General features: G+C 63.1%; 18 protein-coding genes. 4 read left to right on the plus strand and 14 right to left on the minus strand.

Annotated elements, in window-relative coordinates; translation table 11 throughout:
* Positions 1–67: 67 nt before the first annotated feature.
* From CWE01_RS18625 to CWE01_RS18645, 5 genes are all read right to left on the minus strand, one after another.
* A complete protein-coding gene (locus tag CWE01_RS18625; protein ID WP_100942013.1) occupies positions 68–1090 on the minus strand; it encodes a putative 2-aminoethylphosphonate ABC transporter substrate-binding protein in 1023 nt (340 codons plus the stop codon).
* A 53-nt stretch (positions 1091–1143) separates the two neighbouring features.
* Positions 1144–2868 (minus strand): putative 2-aminoethylphosphonate ABC transporter permease subunit, encoded by a 1725-nt coding sequence (locus CWE01_RS18630; RefSeq protein WP_100942014.1) that lies wholly within the window; start codon positions 2866–2868, stop codon positions 1144–1146.
* A 1-nt stretch (position 2869) separates the two neighbouring features.
* Complete coding sequence (locus CWE01_RS18635) at positions 2870–3946, minus strand: putative 2-aminoethylphosphonate ABC transporter ATP-binding protein (RefSeq protein ID WP_100942015.1); 1077 nt, start codon at positions 3944–3946, stop codon at positions 2870–2872.
* Positions 3947–4219: 273 nt separating this feature from the next.
* A complete protein-coding gene (locus CWE01_RS18640; protein ID WP_100942016.1) occupies positions 4220–5083 on the minus strand; it encodes a LysR family transcriptional regulator in 864 nt (287 codons plus the stop codon).
* 17 nt (positions 5084–5100) lie between these two features.
* Positions 5101–7506: a heavy metal translocating P-type ATPase gene (locus tag CWE01_RS18645; RefSeq protein ID WP_100942017.1), complete on the minus strand. Its 2406-nt coding sequence runs from the start codon at positions 7504–7506 to the stop codon at positions 5101–5103.
* 83 nt (positions 7507–7589) lie between these two features.
* On the opposite strand from CWE01_RS18645, the gene cadR reads away from it, so the two are divergent.
* The gene (cadR, locus tag CWE01_RS18650; RefSeq protein WP_100942018.1) at positions 7590–8036 is read left to right on the plus strand and encodes a Cd(II)/Pb(II)-responsive transcriptional regulator; all 447 of its coding nucleotides are present in this window, start codon (positions 7590–7592) and stop codon (positions 8034–8036) included.
* 107 nt (positions 8037–8143) lie between these two features.
* Here the strand turns inward: cadR and CWE01_RS18655 are convergent, their stop codons facing one another.
* From CWE01_RS18655 to CWE01_RS18665, 3 genes are all read right to left on the minus strand, one after another.
* Positions 8144–9115: a thymidylate synthase gene (locus CWE01_RS18655; RefSeq protein ID WP_100942019.1), complete on the minus strand. Its 972-nt coding sequence runs from the start codon at positions 9113–9115 to the stop codon at positions 8144–8146.
* Between the two features lie 48 nt (positions 9116–9163).
* A complete protein-coding gene (gene lgt / locus CWE01_RS18660) occupies positions 9164–9985 on the minus strand; it encodes a prolipoprotein diacylglyceryl transferase (protein ID WP_100942020.1) in 822 nt (273 codons plus the stop codon).
* A gap of 125 nt (positions 9986–10110) precedes the next feature.
* On the minus strand, positions 10111–10893 hold the full coding sequence (locus CWE01_RS18665) for a sulfite exporter TauE/SafE family protein (RefSeq protein ID WP_100942021.1): 783 nt from the start codon (positions 10891–10893) through the stop codon (positions 10111–10113).
* A gap of 110 nt (positions 10894–11003) precedes the next feature.
* On the opposite strand from CWE01_RS18665, the gene CWE01_RS18670 reads away from it, so the two are divergent.
* A complete protein-coding gene (locus tag CWE01_RS18670) occupies positions 11004–11750 on the plus strand; it encodes an NRDE family protein (protein WP_100942209.1) in 747 nt (248 codons plus the stop codon).
* Positions 11751–11759: 9 nt separating this feature from the next.
* Here CWE01_RS18670 and ptsP read toward each other — a convergent pair whose 3' ends face one another.
* Positions 11760–14033, minus strand: a complete 2274-nt coding sequence (ptsP, locus tag CWE01_RS18675; RefSeq protein ID WP_100942022.1) for a phosphoenolpyruvate--protein phosphotransferase — start codon at positions 14031–14033, stop codon at positions 11760–11762.
* 21 nt (positions 14034–14054) lie between these two features.
* Entirely contained in the window at positions 14055–14534 is a 480-nt protein-coding gene (locus CWE01_RS18680) for an RNA pyrophosphohydrolase (protein ID WP_040071746.1), read from the minus strand.
* A gap of 143 nt (positions 14535–14677) precedes the next feature.
* On the opposite strand from CWE01_RS18680, the gene CWE01_RS18685 reads away from it, so the two are divergent.
* A complete protein-coding gene (locus CWE01_RS18685) occupies positions 14678–15334 on the plus strand; it encodes an HAD family phosphatase (RefSeq protein ID WP_100942023.1) in 657 nt (218 codons plus the stop codon).
* A gap of 26 nt (positions 15335–15360) precedes the next feature.
* On the opposite strand, the gene CWE01_RS18690 is transcribed toward CWE01_RS18685, so the two are convergent.
* The 4 genes from CWE01_RS18690 to ilvA all read right to left on the minus strand — a co-directional run bounded on the left by CWE01_RS18690 (position 15361) and on the right by ilvA (position 19124).
* Positions 15361–15828, minus strand: coding sequence for a DUF2269 domain-containing protein (locus tag CWE01_RS18690; protein WP_100942024.1), 468 nt, complete (start codon positions 15826–15828; stop codon positions 15361–15363).
* Positions 15825–17081: an SDR family oxidoreductase gene (locus CWE01_RS18695; RefSeq protein ID WP_100942025.1), complete on the minus strand. Its 1257-nt coding sequence runs from the start codon at positions 17079–17081 to the stop codon at positions 15825–15827. Before CWE01_RS18695 ends, CWE01_RS18690 begins: the two co-directional genes overlap by 4 nt.
* 22 nt (positions 17082–17103) lie before the next feature.
* On the minus strand, positions 17104–17532 hold the full coding sequence (locus CWE01_RS18700; RefSeq protein ID WP_100942026.1) for a DUF2269 family protein: 429 nt from the start codon (positions 17530–17532) through the stop codon (positions 17104–17106).
* Between the two features lie 77 nt (positions 17533–17609).
* Positions 17610–19124: a threonine ammonia-lyase, biosynthetic gene (gene ilvA, locus CWE01_RS18705; protein WP_218177103.1), complete on the minus strand. Its 1515-nt coding sequence runs from the start codon at positions 19122–19124 to the stop codon at positions 17610–17612.
* Positions 19125–19308: 184 nt separating this feature from the next.
* On the opposite strand from ilvA, the gene rpiA reads away from it, so the two are divergent.
* Positions 19309–19980, plus strand: a complete 672-nt coding sequence (gene rpiA / locus CWE01_RS18710) for a ribose-5-phosphate isomerase RpiA (RefSeq protein WP_100942028.1) — start codon at positions 19309–19311, stop codon at positions 19978–19980.
* Positions 19981–20017 lie beyond the last annotated feature (37 nt).

Here is a 20017-nt window from a genome sequence, read left to right on the forward strand (position 1 = left end):
GTCAAGACAGTTGCTCCTACAAGGGATCGTGTTCAGCCAGTGACTGAGTCGCGATCAAACAACGGAGTTACTGAGGCAACTTCTCCGACTTGCCGTCATAACGCTTGCGCCATTCGGTGAGGATTTCGTCGCGGTTCTTCGACGCCCAGGCAAAGTCGTTCTTGATCAGGCGCTGCTCGTAGTCCGCCGGCAGTTCGGTCTGCGGCTTGGCAATGCCCGGCTGCGCCAGCACGGCAAAGTTTTCCTTGTACAGCTCCATCGCCGCCGGGCTGGCCGAGAAGTCCGCGAGTTTCTTCGCCGCGTCTTCATGCGGCGTACCCTTGATCACCGCAGTTGCCTCGATCTCCCAGCCCAGGCCTTCCTTCGGCAGGATGATGTCCAGTGGCGCGCCCTGGCGCTTCAGCTGCACCGCCGGGTATTCAAAGGAAATACCGATCGGGAATTCACCCGACGCCGCCAGCTTGCACGGCTTGGAACCGGAGTGAACGTACTGGCCGATGTTCTGGTGCAGCTCATCCATGTACTTCCAGCCCTGCTCCTGGCCGAAGGTCTGCAACCAGGCGCTGACATCCAGGAAACCGGTGCCGGACGAGGCCGGGTTCGGCATCACGATCTTGCCCTTGTACTCGGGCTTGGTCAGGTCCTGCCAGCTCACCGGCTTGGTCAAATGCTGCTTCTCGGCTTCGACGGTGTTGAAGCAGATGGTCGCCGCCCAGACGTCCATGCCGACCCACGACGGCGGGTTCGCCGCGTCGCGATAGTGGTTGCCGATCTTGCCCAGGTCCTTGGGGGCGTAGCTTTGCAGCATGCCCTGCTGATCGAGGATTGCCAGGCTGGAAGCCGCCAGGCCCCAGACCACGTCAGCCTGCGGGCGCGCCTTCTCGGCCAGCAGCTTGGCGGTGATGATGCCGGTGGAATCGCGCACCCACTTGATTTCCACGTCCGGGTAGGCGGCCTCGAAGGCTTTCTTGTAGTCGGCCAGTTGCTCGGACTCGAGGGCCGTGTACACGGTCAGTTCGGTTTTCGCGGCAAAGGCATTCAGGCTGAAAGCAGTGAGGACAGCAGCGGCAAGAGCCAGGGGCTTGAACATGGTGCGGTTCCTTGGTGAGTGCGGTTGGGGTTGGGCACAGCGTTGTTGCGGGATCAATGGCCGGGCTCGGTCTGCCGCCAGGCCTGGGAGCGGCGCAGCACGCCGCGCGAAGCCCAGGCCAGCAGCAGCGACACGGCCACCGAGGTAAACAGGATCAGGCTCGACATGGCGGCGGCACCGCCGACGTTGCCGGCGTCGTCCATGTTCAGCACCGCCACCGCCGCGAGGATGGTGTCGGGGCTGTAGAGAAAGATCGCCGCCGACACCGTGGTCATCGCCGAAACGAACAGGTAACGCACGATGTCGAGCAACGCCGGCAGGCAGATCGGCAGCGTGACCCGCAGGTAATGCCGGTAGAGCGGCGCCTTGAGCGACAGGGCGGCGGCTTCGAACTCGTTGTCGAGCTGGCGCAGCGCGGTGGTGGCGGTCATCTGCGCGGTGGTCAGGTAATGGGCGATGGTGCAGACCACCAGCAGGGTCATGGTCCCGTAGAACACATTCAGCGGGTTGCCGTTGAGGTTGAAAAAGAACACGTAGCCCAGACCGAGAACCAAGCCCGGGACCGCCATCGGCACAAAGCCGAGAATGCGCAAGGCCAGGTTCAGGCCGCTCTGGCTGCGGGTTTTCTCCATCAGGTAGGCCCCGGTGAAAATCAGTCCGCTGCCGATCAGCGCCGTGCTCAGGGCCAGGGTCAGGCTGTTGCGGTAGGCCAGCCAGCCGCTACCGGTGGTCGCATTGAAGGCGTAGTGACTGAACGACAGCGACAGGTTGTACGGCCAGAACTTCACCAGCGACGAGTACACCGCCATGCCGAACACCAGCAGCAGGGCTGCGCTGATCAACAGCACGATGACCAGGTAGCAGGCATCGCGGCGGCGCGACGGTGCGGGCTTGAACACCTGGGCCCGCCCGCTCATGGCCTCGCCATGACGGCGGCGCAGCCAGGCATCGACGGCAAAACTGAACAGCGCCGGCAGCAGCAGGATCATGCCGATCAAGGCGCCACGCCCGAACTGCTGCTGGCCGACCACCGCCTTGTAGGCTTCCAGCGCCAGCACCTGATAGTCGCCGCCCACCACCACCGGCACGCCGAAGTCGGTGATGGTCAGGGTGAATACCAGGCAGAAGGCGGCGAATACCGCCTGGCGGCTGGCCGGCCAGGTGATGCTGCGAAAGGCCTTCCAGGGACTGGCGCCCATGCTCGACGCGGCGTCGAACAAGCGCGCATCGGCCAGGGACAAGGCCGAGATCAGGATCATCAGGGCATGGGGAAAGGTGTAGATGACTTCACCGAGGACGATGCCCCAGAAACCGTAGATGTTTTCCGACAGCAGGCCACGCAGCAGGCCCTGGTTGCCGAACAGGTAGACCAGGGCGATACCCGGCAACATCGACGGGGCCATCAGCGGCAACAGGGACAGGGCGCGCCATAGGGGTTTGCCGGGAATCAGGGTCCGCTGCAGCGCGTAGGCAAACAGGTAGGCCAACGGTACGACGATGGCCGCCACACTGAGGGAAACCTTCAGGCTATTGCCCAGCAGCCAGTGGAAGTTGTCGCTGTTCACCAGTTCCTTCGCCGCAACCCAGCCACCGCCCTGCCCGGCTTCACTGCTGAAGCCACGCCAGAAGATCGCCAGCAACGGCAGCAACACCGCCACCCCCAGCAGGCAGAGCCAGAGCAGTTTGCCGCCGAGCACGAACAGACGGTCGCCGAGGCCGACCCGCGCGGTCTTCACGCTCGACTGCCGGGACAGGGCCAGGCTGATTTCAGCAGCCATCTCAGGCAAACACCTGGAGGCTGCGCGGTGGCAAGGCCACCCAGATATCCGGCGCACCGAGGCGCGGCATGTCCTGCGGGCCGACTTCGGCCAACAGCGCGTGGCCGGGCAACTGGTTGAGTTCGAAGCTCATGCGGCAGCGATTGCCGAGGAAGGTTATTTCGCGAACCCGCGCCGGAAACAGGTTTTCCTCGTGGACCGGCGGGTTGACGTTGATTGATTCGGGGCGGCAGAACAGCCGACCGGAAGCCGCGCGGGCAGTCCCATCGGCCAGGCGCACATCCATGCCACCAACCCGCGCATGGCTGTCGCTGCTGCGTTGGAACGGCAGCCAGTTGCCCTGGCCAACGAACTCGGCGACGAACGGCGTGGCCGGCTTGTCGTAGATTTCCTGGGGCGTGGCGTACTGCTCGACCTTGCCGTTGTTCATCACGGCGATGCGGTCGGCCATCAACATGGCCTCGTCCTGGTTGTGGGTGACCATCAGGGTAGTCACGCCGAGGTTGCGTTGCAGCTGGCGCAGCTCGGTGCACAGATGTTCGCGGACCCGGGCGTCGAGGGCCGACATGGGTTCGTCGAGCAGCAACAGCGAGGGGGCCGGGGCCAGGGCACGTGCCAGGGCCACCCGTTGTTGCTGACCACCGGAGAGTTGGCCGGGGTATTTCTTTTCGCTGCCGAGCAGGCCGACCAGTTCCAGCATCTGCCCGACACGCTTGCGGGTGACTTCGCGACCGCTGCCGGCGAGACCGTAGGCGATATTCGCTTCAACCGTGAGATTGGGGAACAGCGCGTAGGACTGGAACAGGATGCCGTAGTCGCGGGCTTGCGGTGGCAGATCGGAGACATTCCGTTCGCCGAGGAACAGCTCGCCGTCGTCCTGACGCTCCAGGCCGGCGATGCAGCGCAGCAAGGTGGTCTTGCCGCAGCCGGAGGGGCCGAGCAGGCAGACCAGCTCGCCAGCGGCGACGTCCAGGGACACGTTGTCCAGCGCGGTAAAGGCACCGAAGCGCTTGCGCACCCCACGGACCTTCATCGGGGCGCCGGGGTTGGCCAGGGCGTTGGCGATCGAGTTGTTCATGGACGGACCTCATCTAGCGGATGAGGGTCATGCTAGGGAGGGAATGCGTAGGCTATGTGGCAATGAGGCCAAAGCTACCGATAGTGGTATTGGTAGATTTGGGTTGAGGATTTGAGTCGCCTGAGCCGACGCCTTCGCGGGCAAGCCCTGCTCCTACAGTCCGGTGTCATGCACAAAACCTGTGAACGACACAGGACTGTAGGAGCAGGGCTTGTCGGATCGCCGCACCGCCGCGAACCGCCGCGCAGCAGACGGCCATTCACCACAGCTCTCTCAGGCCGGCGCCATTTCCTGCGCCAACCCCAGAAACGCCGCCGGCAAGCGCGCCGCCTTGCGTTCCTTGAGGCAATACAGGTACTCGGCGATCTGCGGCGCATTCTCCAGGCTCAGCACCCGCAGTTGCGGGTCATGGGGCACTTCCTGGCGGGCAATCAGGCTGATGCCGATATTGCGCAACACCGCCTCACGAATCGACTCACGGCTGCCGATTTCCAGCAACGGTCCGAAACTGACCCCCGCACCGTGCAGAAACTCTTCGGTCAGGCGACGGGTGGTCGAGCCTACCTCGCGCATCAGCAGACAATGCCCCGCCAGCGCGCTCAACGGTACATGATCGTGCACCGCCAAAGGATGGTTGCGATGCACCGCCAGCACCAGCGGATCGCTGCCCAGCAAGCGGCGGATCAGGCGCGGGTCGTCGAGCAACTGCGACGAAGCCGCCACATCGACCCGATAGTCCTCCAGCGCCTCGAGCACCTGCTGGGAGTTGCCGATTTCCACCGAGACGTCCACGTGGGGCAAGCGCTCGCGAAAGGCCTTCACCAGATCGAGGATGTAATACGGTGCCGTCGCGGCAATGCGCAAGGTGCCCTGCACCTGCCCGGCGTTGCGCAGGAAAAACTCGATATCGGCTTCCTGCTGCAACAGCGCCTTGACCATCGGCAGCAAGCGCGCGCCGTCTTCACTGACGCTCAGTCGCCGACCGCCGCGATAGAACAGCTCGACCGAGTACTGGCTTTCCAGATGACGGATCTGGGTGGTCACCGTGGGCTGGCTGAGCCCGAGCTTTTTCGCCGCCAGGGTGATGCTGCCCAGGCGGGCGACCATGTAAAACGCCTTCAGCTCGGCACTCAGCACATCACCCTCTCATTCGTTTACTTGCGCAACAGGCGCAACCCATTGAACACCACCAGCAGGCTGACGCCCATATCGGCGAATACCGCCATCCACATGGTTGCCAGGCCGAGGAAAGTCACCGCCAGGAAGATCGCCTTGATCACCAGGGCCAGGGCGATATTTTGCCTGAGGATACGCGCGGTCTGGCGCGAAAGGCGAATGAAAGCCGGAATCTTGCGCAGATCATCGTCCATCAGGGCGACATCGGCGGTCTCGATGGCGGTGTCGGTACCGGCCGCCGCCATGGCGAAACCGATCTCGGCACGGGCCAGGGCCGGAGCGTCGTTGATGCCATCGCCGACCATGCCGACCTGATGACCACGGGCATACAGCTCTTCGATGGCCTGCAGTTTGTCGGTGGGCAACAGGTCGCCGCGAGCCTCGTCGATCCCGACCTGGGCGGCAATGGCCGAGGCGGTGTGGATATTGTCCCCGGTCAGCATCAGGGTCTTGATCCCCAGCGCGTGCAATTCGCGGATCGCCTCGCGGCTGGAAGCCTTGACCGTATCGGCCACGGCGAACAGCGCCAACGGGCCGGAGGCGTCGAGCAGCAACACCACGGTCTTGCCTTGTTTTTCCAGGGCGAAGAGTTTTTCTTCCAGGGCCGCCGAGCAGAGACCAAGGTCTTCCACCAGGCGATGGTTGCCCAGGTGATAACCCTTGCCGCCGACCTCACCGCGCACACCGCGCCCGGCCAGGGCTTCGAAGGCTTCCACATCGCGCAGCGTCCATTGTTTGTCCTGTGCATCCTTGGCAATCGCCAGGGACACCGGGTGGTCGGAGCGCGCCGCGAGGCTGGCGGCGATCAACGGCGCGGTCTCGACGAACAGTGGGTTGAGGGCCAGGTAGTCGGTCAGCACCGGTTTGCCGTGGGTGATGGTCCCGGTCTTGTCCAGGGCCAGGTAATCGAGCTTGTGCCCGCTTTCCAGGTACACCCCGCCCTTGACCAGAATGCCCTTGCGGGCGGCGGCGGCCAGGCCGCTGACGATCGTCACCGGGGTCGAGATCACCAGCGCACAAGGGCAGGCGACCACCAGCAGGACCAACGCCCGGTAGATCCAGTCGAACCACAGGCCGCTCATGAACAGCGGCGGCAGCACCGCCACCGCCAGGGCGAAGGCGAACACCGCCGGGGTGTAGATTTTCGCGAAGGTGTCGACGAAACGCTGGGTCGGTGCCCGCGCGCCCTGGGCCTGCTCGACGGCATGGATGATCCGCGCCAGGGTCGAGTTGCCCGCAACGGCCGTCACCCGATAGTCCAGGGAACCGGCCTGGTTGATGGTGCCGGCGAAGACCTTGTCGCCAGGATTCTTCTCGATAGGCAGGCTTTCACCGGTGATCGGCGCCTGATCGACGCTGGAGCTGCCGTAGATCACTTCGCCGTCGAGGCCGATACGCTCGCCGGGGCGCACCCGTACCAAGGCACCCAGTTCGATGCTTTTAACCTCACGTTCGACCCATTCGCCGTCATCCTGGCGCACCGTGGCCTTGTCCGGCGTCATCTGCATCAGGCCGCTGATGGCGTTGCGCGCGCGGTCCAGGGACTTGGCTTCGATCAACTCGGCGATGGTGAAGAGGAACATTACCATCGCCGCTTCCGGCCACTGGCCGATCAGCAGCGCGCCGGTCACGGCGATGCTCATCAGCGCGTTGATGTTCAGATTGCGGTTCTTCAGGGCGATCCAGCCCTTTTTATAGGTGGTCAGGCCGCCGCTGAGAATGGAAACCAGCGCAACGATTGCCACCACCCAGGTTGGGGCCAGACCGGTGAAGTGAATCACTTCGGCGGCCAGGGCGCCGACACCGGACAAAGCCAGGGGCCACCAGGGTTTCTTCACCGGCGGCTGGCTTGGGGTTTCGGCGCTTGCGCCCTCTTCCAACGGCTCCGCCTGCATGCCCAGGGACTTGATGGCCTCGACAATCGGCGTGGTCGACGGCAGGTCATGGGTGACGCCGAGAATCCGGTTGATCAGATTGAACTCAAGCTGCTGCACACCCGCCAGCTTGCCGAGCTTGTTCTGGATCAGCGTCTGCTCGGTAGGACAGTCCATGGCTTCGATGCGGAAACGGCTCAACCGCGCGTCGGCGCTGGTGGTCTCGCTGAGCTTGATCAGCGCGGGGGCCTCGGCGGTCGAACAGCAGCTGTGGGCATGCCCGGCCGCTCCATGGGAGTGGGAAGCCTTTACCGGCTGGAGGACACGGAAAGACTGAGTCGCGGGTTTATCGGCATGATCGTGGTCATGGCCGTGGTCATGACTATGCTCATGCTTGTGATCGTGATCGTGATCGTGATCGTGATCGTGATCGTGATCGTGATCGTGATCGTGGCCAGCATGGGCATGATCGCCGGCAGGCTTGTGCGAAGTGTGGATGGAGTCGCTCATGGGTGCGTCCCTGAAAGTGCTTGTTGCCAAGTGAACACCCTGTAGCCACTATAGGGTCAAGCACCCTTTTCGGAGATCGAACGATGAAGATTGGCGAACTGGCGAAACTCACCGACTGCCAGGTGGAAACCATCCGTTATTACGAGAAGGAAAACCTGCTGCCGGAACCAGCGCGCAGCGAGGGCAACTACCGCCTGTACACCCAGGCGCATGTGGAGCGCCTGACCTTTATCCGCAATTGCCGCAGCCTGGACATGACGCTGGAGGAGATTCGCAGCTTGCTGGGGCTGCGGGACAGTCCGCAGGATCAGTGCGAAAGCGTGAATGCGCTGATTGATGAGCATATCCATCACGTCAAGGCGCGGATCGATGGGTTGCTGGCGTTGCAGAAGCAGTTGCTCGACCTGCGCCAGCGCTGTGGCGGCGGGCCGGATCTGGATCAGTGCGGGATTTTGCAGCGGTTGGAGGTCAGCGGCAGTGTGGTGGCGGCGGAAGAGCATTCACATGTCGGAAGAAGCCACGGTCATTAGGCACACCCAAATCCTGTAGGAGCCGGCTTGCTGGCGATGAGGCCGGTAAGTCCTGCATCGCCTGCTCGGCCGCTATCGCCAGCAAGCCGGCTACAGAGTGATGCTCCTCAAACCGCCATCGGTGCCGTCATCGGCGCATGGTGCTGGTAGCCTTCCAGCGAGAAATCCCCCGGTTCCACCAGCTCCAGCCACTCCGGCTGGTACACCCCGGTCTTGGCAAACTCCGGCACACGCTCGGAAATAACCAGTTTCGGCATCGGGAACGGCTCGCGAGTCAGTTGTTCGTTGAGCATGTCCAGGTGGTTTTCATACACATGGGCATCACCGATGAAATAGGTGAACCAGCGCGGCGTATAGCCGGTCAGGCGCCCGATCAGGCTCAGCAGCGCCGCGCCTTCGGTCAGGTTGAACGGCGTGCCCAGGCCCAGGTCATTCGAGCGGATGTAGAGGGTCAGGGAAATTTCCCTGGTCTCCACATTCGGATGGAACTGATACAGCAAATGGCACGGTGGCAACGCCATCTCATCCAATTGCGCACAGTTCCAGCCATGGAACAGAATCCGCCGGCTACCCGGATCCTTGATGATGGTGTCGACGCACTGGCGCACCTGGTCGATGGCCTTGTACAGCACCACATAGGCCTGGCCGCTTTCCTCGCCCTCGGCAATCTGCCGGTAGCCCTGGCCCAGAGTCTGCTCGATGGCGGCTACGTTGCTCTTGGCAATCTGCTTGTAAGCCGGCCATTTGCGCCATTGCACGCCATAGATCTCGCCCAGGTCGTCTTCGCCCTGGCGGAACGGATTGGCCAGCCACTGCGCGTTTTCGTTGGCGTTCTGGTCCCAGACCTTGCAGCCCAGCGCACGGAACTCGGCGGCGTTGTTCACCCCACGGAGAAAGCCGCACATCTCGCCGACAGCGGACTTGAAGGCCATCTTGCGGGTGGTGATCGCCGGGAAACCTTCCTGGAGGTCATAACGCAGCATGGCCCCGGGAAAGCTGATGGTGTTCACGCCGGTACGGTTGGCCTGCTTGGTGCCGTTCTTGATGACGTGGGCGACCAGTTCGAGATATTGCTTCATGAGTTACCTGCATCCTTGAATACGGGGCCCGCGAGCCCCGATTCGAATTTAAAGCGCGGCGTCTTTCGCAGCCGGTGTAGTCGGGGCGCGGTGATAGGCGAACCACAGCAAGCCCAGGCCGCCGATGATCATCGGCAGGCTGAGGATCTGCCCCATGGTCACCCAGCCGAACGCCAGATAGCCGAGCTGCGCATCCGGCACCCGGACGAACTCGACGACAAAACGGAAGATCCCGTAGAACAACGCGAACATGCCCGAAACCGCCATGGTCGGCCGCGGCTTGCGCGAGAACAACCAGAGGATCACGAACAGGGCCACACCTTCCAGCGCGAACTGATACAGCTGCGACGGGTGACGCGGCAACTGGGCCGGGTCGCTGAACGGCGGGAAGACCATCGCCCACGGCAGGTCAGTCGGCTTGCCCCACAACTCGCCATTGATGAAGTTGCCGATCCGCCCGGCACCCAGGCCGATCGGGACCATCGGCGCGACGAAGTCCATCAGTTGGAAGAACGACTTGCCGTTGCGCCGGCCAAACCACCAGGCCGCCACCATCACCCCGATGAAGCCGCCATGGAACGCCATGCCGCCCTTCCAGACCTCGAAGATCAGCGTCGGGTTGGCAAGATAGGCACTCAGATCGTAGAACAGCACATAACCCAGGCGCCCGCCGACGATCACGCCCATGGCCAGCCAGAAGATCAGGTCGGAGAGTTTCTCCTTGGTCCAGGTCGGGTCGAAACGGTTCAGGCGCCGGGAGGCCAGCAGCCACGCACCGCCAATGCCGACCAGGTACATCAGGCCGTACCAGTGGATTTTCAGCGGGCCGATGGCCAGGGCCACCGGGTCAATCTGCGGGTAAGGCAGCATTGCAACTCCTCGATAGAGTAAAAATTCAGGGCCCGGCGAACAGCAATCGCCCAGGCCGGCGGGTCATGCTGCAAGCGCGCCATTAAGCCAATATTGCGCCGGCATGACTGAACCGAGCCTGTGGCTCAGATCAGGAACTTCAGGCCGACAATGAACAACAGGCCGGCAAACAGCCGCTTGAGCAACAACGGCGACAGCTGGTGTGCCAGCTGCACACCGAACCGAGCAAAAAACATACTGGTCAGGGCAATCCCGAGCAAGGCCGGCAAATAGATAAAGCCCAGGCTGTGGGCCGGCAGCAACGGATCGTGCCAACCCAGGATCATGAAACTCAAGGTGCTGGCCAGGGCAATCGGCAAGCCGCAGGCCGAGGACGTCGCCACCGCCTGCTGCATCGGCACACTGCGCCAGGTCAGGAACGGCACGGTCAGGGAGCCGCCGCCGATGCCGAAAATCGCCGAGGCCCAACCGATCACCGCCCCCGCCACGCCGAGGCCGAACTTGCCGGGCACGCTGCGGCTGGCCTTGGGCTTGAGGTTCAGCGCCATCTGCGCCGCCACCACCAGGGCGAACACACCGATGATCTTCTGCAGATGCGGGCCGGCGATGGCGTTGGCGGTCAACGCGCCGAGGCCCGAGCCGAGCAGGATGCCCACGGCCATCCAGGCAAAGACCGGCCAGAGCACCGCACCGCGCTTGTGATGCCCGCGAATGGTATTGAACGAGGTGAAAATGATCGTCGCCAGGGACGTGCCCACCGCCAGATGCGTGAGGATCAGCGGATCGAACCCTTGCAGGGTGAAACTGAACACCAGCACCGGGACGATAATGATCCCGCCGCCCACGCCGAACAGCCCGGCCAGCACACCGGCGCAGGCCCCCAAGACCAGATAGAGCAGAAATTCCATGCACGACCCCGCAAAACAAGTCCGGCATGGTAACGGAAGGATGGACACGGCTCTACTGGATGGCGATGGATACCCTGCGTAGAGTGGGCAAAAACATCGAGGACCACCTGATGTGCCTGATTGTCTTTGCCTGGCGCCCGGGCCATGCCCAGCCGCTGATCGTCGCGGCCAACCGTGACGAATTTTATGCCCGGCCGAGCCTGCCGCTGGCGCAATGGCCGCAAGCGCCGCAGGTCTATGCGGGGCGCGATCTGGAAGCGGGTGGGACCTGGCTCGGGATAGGCCCGCAGGGGCGCTTTGCAGCCTTGACCAATATCCGCGATCCGCACCAACCGGTGGCCCGGCGTTCAAGGGGAGAACTGGTGGCTCGCTTTCTCACCGAGGACCTGTCGATTGATCAGTATTTAGCCGAAGTTCGCGGAAAATCGCTGGAATATGCGGGTTTCAATCTGCTGTTGGGCACAGCGGATGCCTTGTGGCACTTCAATTCCCATGAGGGTGAGCCACGCGAACTGGCGGAAGGGGTCTACGGACTGTCCAATGCCGGGCTCGATACGCCCTGGCCAAAATTGCTCAAGGCCCGGGCGGCGCTGTCCTGGACGCTGGCCGATCCCCAGCCGGAGGCCTTGCTGGCGATCCTTGGCGATCCGACGATAGCGCCCTTTGCCGAGTTGCCGGACACCGGGGTGGGACTGGCGACCGAGAGCCTGTTATCCAGCGTGTTTATCGCCAGCCCCAGCTACGGCACACGGGCCAGCACGGTGCTGATCAGCCACGCCGATGGCACGCGTCATCTGGTGGAGCGCAGCTTCGGGCCGTATGGCGGGCATCTGGGAGAGGTGGAGCTAAAGGTCTAGCTCCCCTCCTCAATGCGTGACGGTCGGCACCACCATCCGTGACAAGCCGAGATTCTTCAGCGCCAATTGCAAGGTACTGCGAATCACCTGCGGGTTGTCGATGGTCATCACCTGGGCCAGCAGTTCCTGGGCCTTGCTCAGGTTGATCTGGCGCAGCATCCATTTCACCTTCGGCAAGTTGGTGGCGTTCATCGACAAGCTGTCAAAGCCCATTGCCATCAACAGCACCGCCGCCATCGGATCACCGGCCATCTCGCCGCAGATACTCACCGGCTTGCCTTCGGCATGGGCGTCGCGCACCACGTTCTGCAGGGCTTGCAGCACCGCCGGGTGCAGGTAGTCGTAAAGGTCCGCCACCCGTGGGTTGTTACGGTCCACCGCCAGCAGGTACTGGGTCAGGTCGTTGGAACCCACCGAGAGGAAGTCCACCTGCCGCGCCAATTCGCGGGTCTGGTAGACCGCCGCCGGAATCTCGATCATCACGCCCACCGGCGGCATCGGCACGTCGGTGCCTTCGTCGCGCACCTCGCCCCAGGCCCGGTGGATCAGGTGCAGCGCCTCTTCCATCTCGTGGATGCCCGAGATCATCGGCAGCAGGATCCGCAGGTTGTTCAGGCCTTCGCTGGCCTTGAGCATGGCCCGCGCCTGCACCAGGAAGATTTCCGGGTGGTCGAGGGTCACGCGGATACCGCGCCAGCCGAGGAACGGGTTGTCTTCTTCAATCGGGAAATACGGCAGCGATTTGTCGCCGCCGATGTCCAGGCTGCGCATGGTCACCGGTTGCGGATGGAACGCCGACAACTGCTCGCGATAGATCGCCAGCTGTTCCTTCTCGCTCGGGAAGCGCTGGTTGATCATGAACGGTACTTCGGTGCGGTACAGGCCGACACCTTCGGCCCCGCGCTGCTGCGCCCGGGCCACATCCGCCAACAGGCCGGTGTTGACCCACAGCGGCATGCGATGGCCGTCCGGGGTCACGCACGGCAGTTCGCGCAAGGCGTCCAGGCCCTCGGACAGCTGGCGTTCTTCTTCCACCACACCGGCGTATTGCTTGCGCAGGACTTCGCTGGGGTTGGTAAACACCTCGCCACGGGCGCCGTCGACGATCATCTCGATGCCGTCGACCTTCGAGTACGGCAGGTCCACCAGGCCCATGACCGTCGGAATGCCCATGGCCCGCGCCAGGATCGCCACGTGGGAGTTACCCGAACCCAGTACCGAGACCAGGCCCTTGAGCTTGCCTTCCGGTACTTCGCCAAGCATCGCCGCGGTCAGCTCTTCACTGACCATGATGGTGTTGTCCGGGTAGACCAGGGCCTGCTGGCGCTCGGATTGCAGGTAGGCCAGCAGCCGACGACCGAGGTCCTTGACGTCCGACGCGCGCTCGCGCAGGTAGGCGTCGTCCATCAGTTCAAAACGGTTGACGTGATCGGTCACTACCTGGCGCAAGGCGCCCTGGGCCCATTGGCCGGTCTTGATCACGTTGGTGATTTCGCTGCCCAGGGAGGCATCGTCGAGCATCATCAGGTAGACGTCGAACAACGCGCGCTCTTCCGGACGCAGCTGCGTCGCGAGTTTGGCCGAGAGCGTGCGCATGTCGGCACGCACGCCTTCGATGGCGGTCTTGAACAGCGCCAGTTCGGCGTCGATATCGGCGATCGCCTTGTCCGGCACCACGTCCAGGTCCGCCGGCGGCAGCATGACCACCGCCGTACCGACGGCCGCGCCGGGCGAGCCCGGCACACCGATGAACTTGGCTTCCTGGATGCCCTTGCCTTCACGCCCCAGCCCGCGGATCGAACCGGTGGCCTCGGCATGGGCGATAACGCCGGCCAACTGGGCGCTCATGGTCACCAGGAAGGCTTCTTCGCCCTCGTCGAACTGGCGACGCTCTTTCTGCTGGATCACCAACACGCCGACGACACGGCGATGGTGGATGATCGGCGCACCGAGGAAGGAGGCATAACGCTCCTCGCCGGTTTCGGCAAAGTAGCGATACCGTGGGTGATCGGCAGCGTTTTCCAGGTTCAGCGGTTCTTCGCGCGTACCCACGAGGCCAACCAGGCCTTCGTTCGGCGCCATGCTGACCTTGCCGATCGAGCGCTTGTTCAAGCCCTCGGTGGCCATCAGGACAAAGCGGTTGGTTTCGGGGTCCAGCAAATAGACCGAGCAGACCTGGCTGCCCATGGCCTCTTTGACGCGCAATACAATAATGCCCAACGCCGCCTTGAGATCCTTGGCGGCGTTAACTTCCTGGACGATCTTGCGCAGCGTATTGAGCATGGCTCGGGGTCGAACTCCGTGTCAGTCGCGCGCCAACAGGCGCGGGGCAAGCTCTTTGAGCGCGCGACGGTAGACCTCGCGCTTGAATGTCACCACCTGGCCCAACGGGTACCAATAGCTGACCCAACGCCAGCCATCGAACTCCGGTTTACCGGTCAAATCCATCCGCACCCGCTGCTCGTTGGAGAGCAGGCGCAGGAGAAACCATTTCTGCTTCTGGCCGATGCACAGCGGTTGGCTGTGGGTACGCACCAGGCGTTGCGGCAAACGATAGCGCAACCAGCCCCGGGTACAGGCCAAAATTTGCACATCTTCGCGTTCCAGGCCGACTTCTTCGTTCAATTCACGGTACAAAGCGTCTTCAGGCGTCTCGTCCGGGTTGATCCCGCCTTGCGGAAACTGCCATGCATCTTGATTGATGCGGCGTGCCCAGAGGACCTGCCCAGCATCATTCGTCAGAATTATCCCGACATTAGGACGGAAACCATCGGGGTCGATCACGGCAACCACCTCGCAAACGCATGTCATCGCATTGTTCCACAAAGGTTGTGAAAGCAGCAACGAGCCTTCCTACCTTATGTGCACTCTTGTGAAAAGACCGTATTCTGGAGGCCTTTTTACAGGCTTATCAGCGAGTAACCGCAATGCGTCTGGCTTTATTCGACTTGGACAACACACTTTTGGGCGGCGACAGCGACCACGCCTGGGGCGATTACCTCTGCGAACGGGGGATTCTCGATCCGGTGGCCTATAAAAACCGCAACGATGAGTTCTACCAGGATTACCTGGCGGGCCGCCTGGATAACGCCGAGTACCTGAATTTCTGCCTGGAAATTCTCGGCCGCAGCGAGATGGCCCAACTGGACGAGTGGCATCGCGACTATATGCGCGACTGCATCGAACCCATCGTGCTGCCCAAGGGCCTGGAGTTGCTGGCCAAACACCGGGATGCCGGTGACAAGCTGGTGATCATCACTGCCACCAACCGTTTTGTCACGGCGCCGATTGCCGCGCGGCTGGGGGTCGAGACCTTGATTGCCACTGAATGCGAGATGATCGACGGTCGCTACAGTGGACGCAGTACCGATATCCCGTGCTTTCGCGAGGGCAAGGTGACGCGTCTGAACCGTTGGCTGGAAGAAACCGGGCATGGCCTGGAAGACAGCTATTTCTACAGCGATTCGATGAATGACCTGCCGCTGCTGGAGCAGGTGGCCAATCCCGTGGCGGTGGATCCGGATCCAAATCTGCGGGCCGAGGCCGAGAAGCGTGGGTGGCCGGTAATCAGTTTGCGCGGCTGACCCAGCCTTCGCGACCAGGCCGGCACTCAGGCCGGCTTGGCGACCATCAGATAAAAAATCGCCATGAACGACAAAAACGCCGGCCAGCCCAGCACAAACCACCAGCGCATATAGGTCTCGGCCTGCATCGGCATCGCCGTACCCTCGCGCAAGGCCTGCTCGGCCATCCTGTGCACCCGGATCTGCAGCCACACCACCGGCAACCAGCAGATTCCCGCCAACACGAACAGCCCCAGGCTCCACATCAACCAGCTCTGCTGGATCGGCCAGCCCGCCAGGTGCATCAACCCCAGCCCGCTCAACGGCTGGAACACCGCCGTGGTGGTGGTAAAGGCCCAATCGGCGAACACCAGGTGCTTGAAGGTCGCCGCGATCACCTCGACGCTGCCCGTGCGCCAGGCACGCAAGGCGTAATACGCGGAACCGGCACCCAGGCCGAAAAGAATCGTGGAAGACAGGATATGCAGGGTTTTCAGCAGCAGGTAAGCACTCATCGACGCGGTTCGGTCCAAAGCAGCCAAAGGGTCGCCACCATCAGCACCAGGTTCTTGGCGACGGCGGCATAAGGGTCAAACCAGTAGTGCGGCAGCACCAGGCTGATAATCAGGGTGTAGGCGCCCATCAACAGCAATTGCGCCCGGAACGCCCACTTGCGCGAGCGTCGGAACAACATTCCCAGGCCCAGCAGCCCGTCGCACAGCGACCCGGCGTAGACCGCGAACACCGCAGGCGTCCCGCTCACACCGGCTTCGGCCATGATCCGCAGGCTCCAGCCATAACCCGGACCGAGGCAAACCAGCGCCGTACCCAACCAGATCAGCAGCATCACTGCCAACAGCAACGGCCGCAGCGCCCATTGGACACTCTGACCGGCGTTCGGCCAATCCAGCAGGCGAGTTGATAACGGCGCGACCCGGTAACCACAGACCTCGGCCAGCGCCTCGGGATCGGCGACGTTGTCGCGCTGGGCCATGCGCAGGCTCTGGCGATTCAAGGGCCGCCAGCCCAGGCGATCACCCAGCCAGGCACCAGCCCGCGACAAGATCCCCGGTGCCTTCACATACCGCGCAGGGCCCCAGCCCTGGGCCGCACGCAACTGATCGAGCACCTGCGCCAGGGTCAGCACCTGCGGACCCACCAGCGGCAATATCTGGGAGTGCGCCGGCCAATGCCGCAGCAAAGCCAGCACGGCGGCGCACAGATCGTCGATATGCAGCGGTTGAAGACGGGCTTGCAGGTCCAGCAGGGGAATCAGCGGCCACGGCGACAGGCGCGCCAGCCAGGCACTGCTGGCCCCGCCGGCCCCCACCAGCAAAGAGGGCCGCAGGACCACGGCCGGCACGCCGAGCGCCATCAGGTAATCATCCGCTGCCGCCTTGCTCGCCAGGAACGGCACATCCGGCTGTTCGCCGGCACCCAGGGCGGAGATGTGCAGCACCCTCAGACCCTGGCGCGCGGCGAGGTCGAACAGCGCCCGAGTACCCAGGTCCTGGGTCAAGCGCAGCGCCTGCTCATCGACACTCAGCAACCCGGCGGCATTGATCAGCAGGTCGATATCGTGGGGCAGGATGAAATGCTTGGAGTCCTCGGCCAACCGATCCAGGTCGAGTACCTGCCATTCGACGCCCGGTAGCGAGCGCAAATGATGGCCGCGGCTGGTGGCGATCACCTGGTGACCCGCGGCACTCAACGCACCCAGCAAATGGCGACCGACGAAACCCGTGGCCCCCACCAGAAGCACCTTCATGGCAATTCCCTGGCCTGACGGCTTAAACCGGTTTCGCGCCCATCAGGCCCGCAATGGCGACAAAACCGACGACCGTGAAAATCGCCAGGGCCAGCGTGAACCCTGGATGCCGTGCCGTGATGCCACGACGCAGGCGATTGAGGCGGACCACCAGCCACACCCAGCTCAGGGTGCACAGGGTGTAGAGCACACTCGAACCCAGCAGCCAGGTCTGACCCAACGGCCAACCGGACAGGTGCACCAGCCACCAGCCACTGACCGGCAGCACGGCAAGGCACAGCGCCATCAGCCCCCAGACGAAGAACCAGGGGCGCTGCAAAGTATGATTTTGAATGGTTGCATCGCCGGCACGACGTCCGCGCCAAAGCCTGATCGTCACTGCCAGCGCGCTGCCCAGCAAAAGCACCGGCGCCGCACCGTGTAGCAGTTTCAAGGCAGTGAGGGTTTCCATTTCATCGTTTCCTTGGTTTGACGATCAACTTTCGAGCAGGCGCCTTGCCCATCAGCTTAGCAGCCATCCACCGCGTTTCAGCCGAGGAACAACCGATACGCCGGGTTATCGCTTTCATCCCAATACGGGTAGCCGATTTCCGCCAGGGCCGCAGGCACCAGATGACGCTCCTCCTCCGGCACCTGCAAGCCCGCAACCACCCGGCCATCAGCGGCGCCATGGTTACGGTAATGGAACATCGAGATATTCCAGCGCCCGCCGAGCTTGTTGAGGAAGTTGAACAGCGCCCCCGGACGCTCCGGAAACTCGAAGCGCAGCACCATCTCGTCGCTGACACGGGCCGCATGGCCACCGACCATATGGCGGATATGCAACTTGGCCAGTTCGTTGTCGGTCAGGTCGAGCACCGGAAAGCCCTGGCTGGTCAGGCTGTCGATCAGGACGCTACGCGGGTCGCTGTCGGGATGGGTTTGCACGCCGACGAAAATATGCGCTTCGTGACCGGTGTGATAACGGTAATTGAATTCGGTGATCTGGCGCTTGCCGATGGCCTCGCAGAACGCCTTGAAGCTGCCCGGCTGTTCCGGAATGGTCACGGCGATGATCGCTTCGCGGCCTTCACCCAACTCGGCACGCTCGGCGACATGGCGCAGGCGGTCGAAGTTGACGTTGGCGCCGGAGTCGATGGCCACCAGGGTCTGCCCGGTGATCTTGCGCGACTCGACGTACTTCTTGATCCCCGCCACGCCCAGGGCGCCGGCCGGTTCGGTGATCGAGCGGGTATCGTCGTAGATATCCTTGATGGCGGCGCAGATCTCGTCGGTACTGACGGTGATCACCTCGTCGACATAGTCCTTGCAGATATCAAAGGTGTGCTGGCCGATCTGCGCCACGGCCACGCCGTCGGCGAACAACCCCACGGAGGACAATATCACCCGCTCACCGGCGGCCATGGCCTGTTGCAGGCAGTTGGAGTCATCCGGCTCAACACCAATCACCTTGATCTCCGGCCGCAGGTACTTCACATAGGCCGCGATACCGGAAATCAACCCGCCGCCACCGACCGGAACGAAGATCGCATCCAACGGACCCGGATGCTGACGCAGAATCTCCATCGCCACGGTGCCCTGTCCGGCAATGGTGTGCGGATCATCGTAGGGGTGGATATAGACGTAGCCTTTTTCCTCGACCAACCGCAGGGAATGGGCCAGGGCTTCGGCGAAAGAGTCGCCATGCAGCACCACCTTGCCACCCCGGGAGCGGACGCCTTCGATCTTGATTTCCGGCGTGGTCTTGGGCATCACGATGGTGGCCTTGACCCCCAGCACCTTGGCCGCCAGGGCCAGGCCCTGGGCATGGTTGCCCGCCGATGCCGTCACCACGCCACGGGCGCGCTCGTCGTCGCTGAGCTGGGTCAGCTTGTTGTAGGCACCGCGAATCTTGAAGGAAAACACCGGTTGCAGGTCTTCGCGCTTGAGCCAGACCTTGTTGCCCAGCCGCTCGGAGAGCTGGCGAGCGGTCTGCAACGGGGTTTCCACGGCAACGTCGTAGACGCGCGAGGTGAGGATCTTCTTGACGTACTGTTCAAGCATCGGAAGGCATCGCTGGCGGGTGTGGACAGGGACCGAGGAGTCTAACCCAGCGCTTGCGGCAACGACCACAGGGTTCCTGAGGTTTTATTGCCCGTGCCTGCGGCCAAACGGACAATGACCTTCCCCGCCCCGACGCTTATAATGCCGGCCTTTCGCACCCCCCCTGCCCGCTTTCGGAGCCCGCATGACCCAGGATCAACTCAAACAGGCCGTGGCCCAAGCCGCCGTCGACTTCATCCTTCCCAAGCTCGATGACAAAAGCGTTATCGGCGTGGGCACCGGCTCCACCGCCAACTGCTTTATCGACGCCCTGGCCCAGCACAAGGGCGCCTTCGACGGCGCGGTCGCCAGCTCCGAAGCCACCGCCGCGCGCCTCAAGGGCCACGGGATTCCGGTCTACGAACTGAACACCGTCAGCGACCTGGAGTTCTACATCGACGGCGCCGACGAAAGCGACGCGCACCTGAACCTGATCAAGGGCGGCGGCGCGGCCCTGACCCGCGAGAAGATCGTCGCGGCCGTGGCCAAGACCTTTATCTGCATCGCCGACGGCAGCAAGCTGGTACCGGTGCTCGGCGCTTTCCCGCTGCCGGTCGAAGTGATCCCGATGGCCCGCAGCCATGTGGCGCGCCAACTGGTGAAACTGGGGGGTGATCCGGTGTATCGCGAGGGCGTGTTGACCGATAACGGCAACATCATTCTGGACGTGCACAACCTGCAGATCACCCACCCGGTGGAGCTGGAAAGCCAGATCAATGCGATTGTCGGCGTGGTCACCAACGGCCTGTTCGCGGCGCGTCCGGCGGACCTGCTGCTGCTGGGCACCAGCGAAGGCGTGAAGACCCTCAAGGTCTGAGGCAAGCACCGCCCCCCTCTGTAGGAGCGAGCTTGCT

Source organism: Pseudomonas sp. QS1027, from assembly GCF_002814235.1.
In the GTDB taxonomy this organism is placed as follows: Bacteria; Pseudomonadota; Gammaproteobacteria; order Pseudomonadales; family Pseudomonadaceae; genus Aquipseudomonas.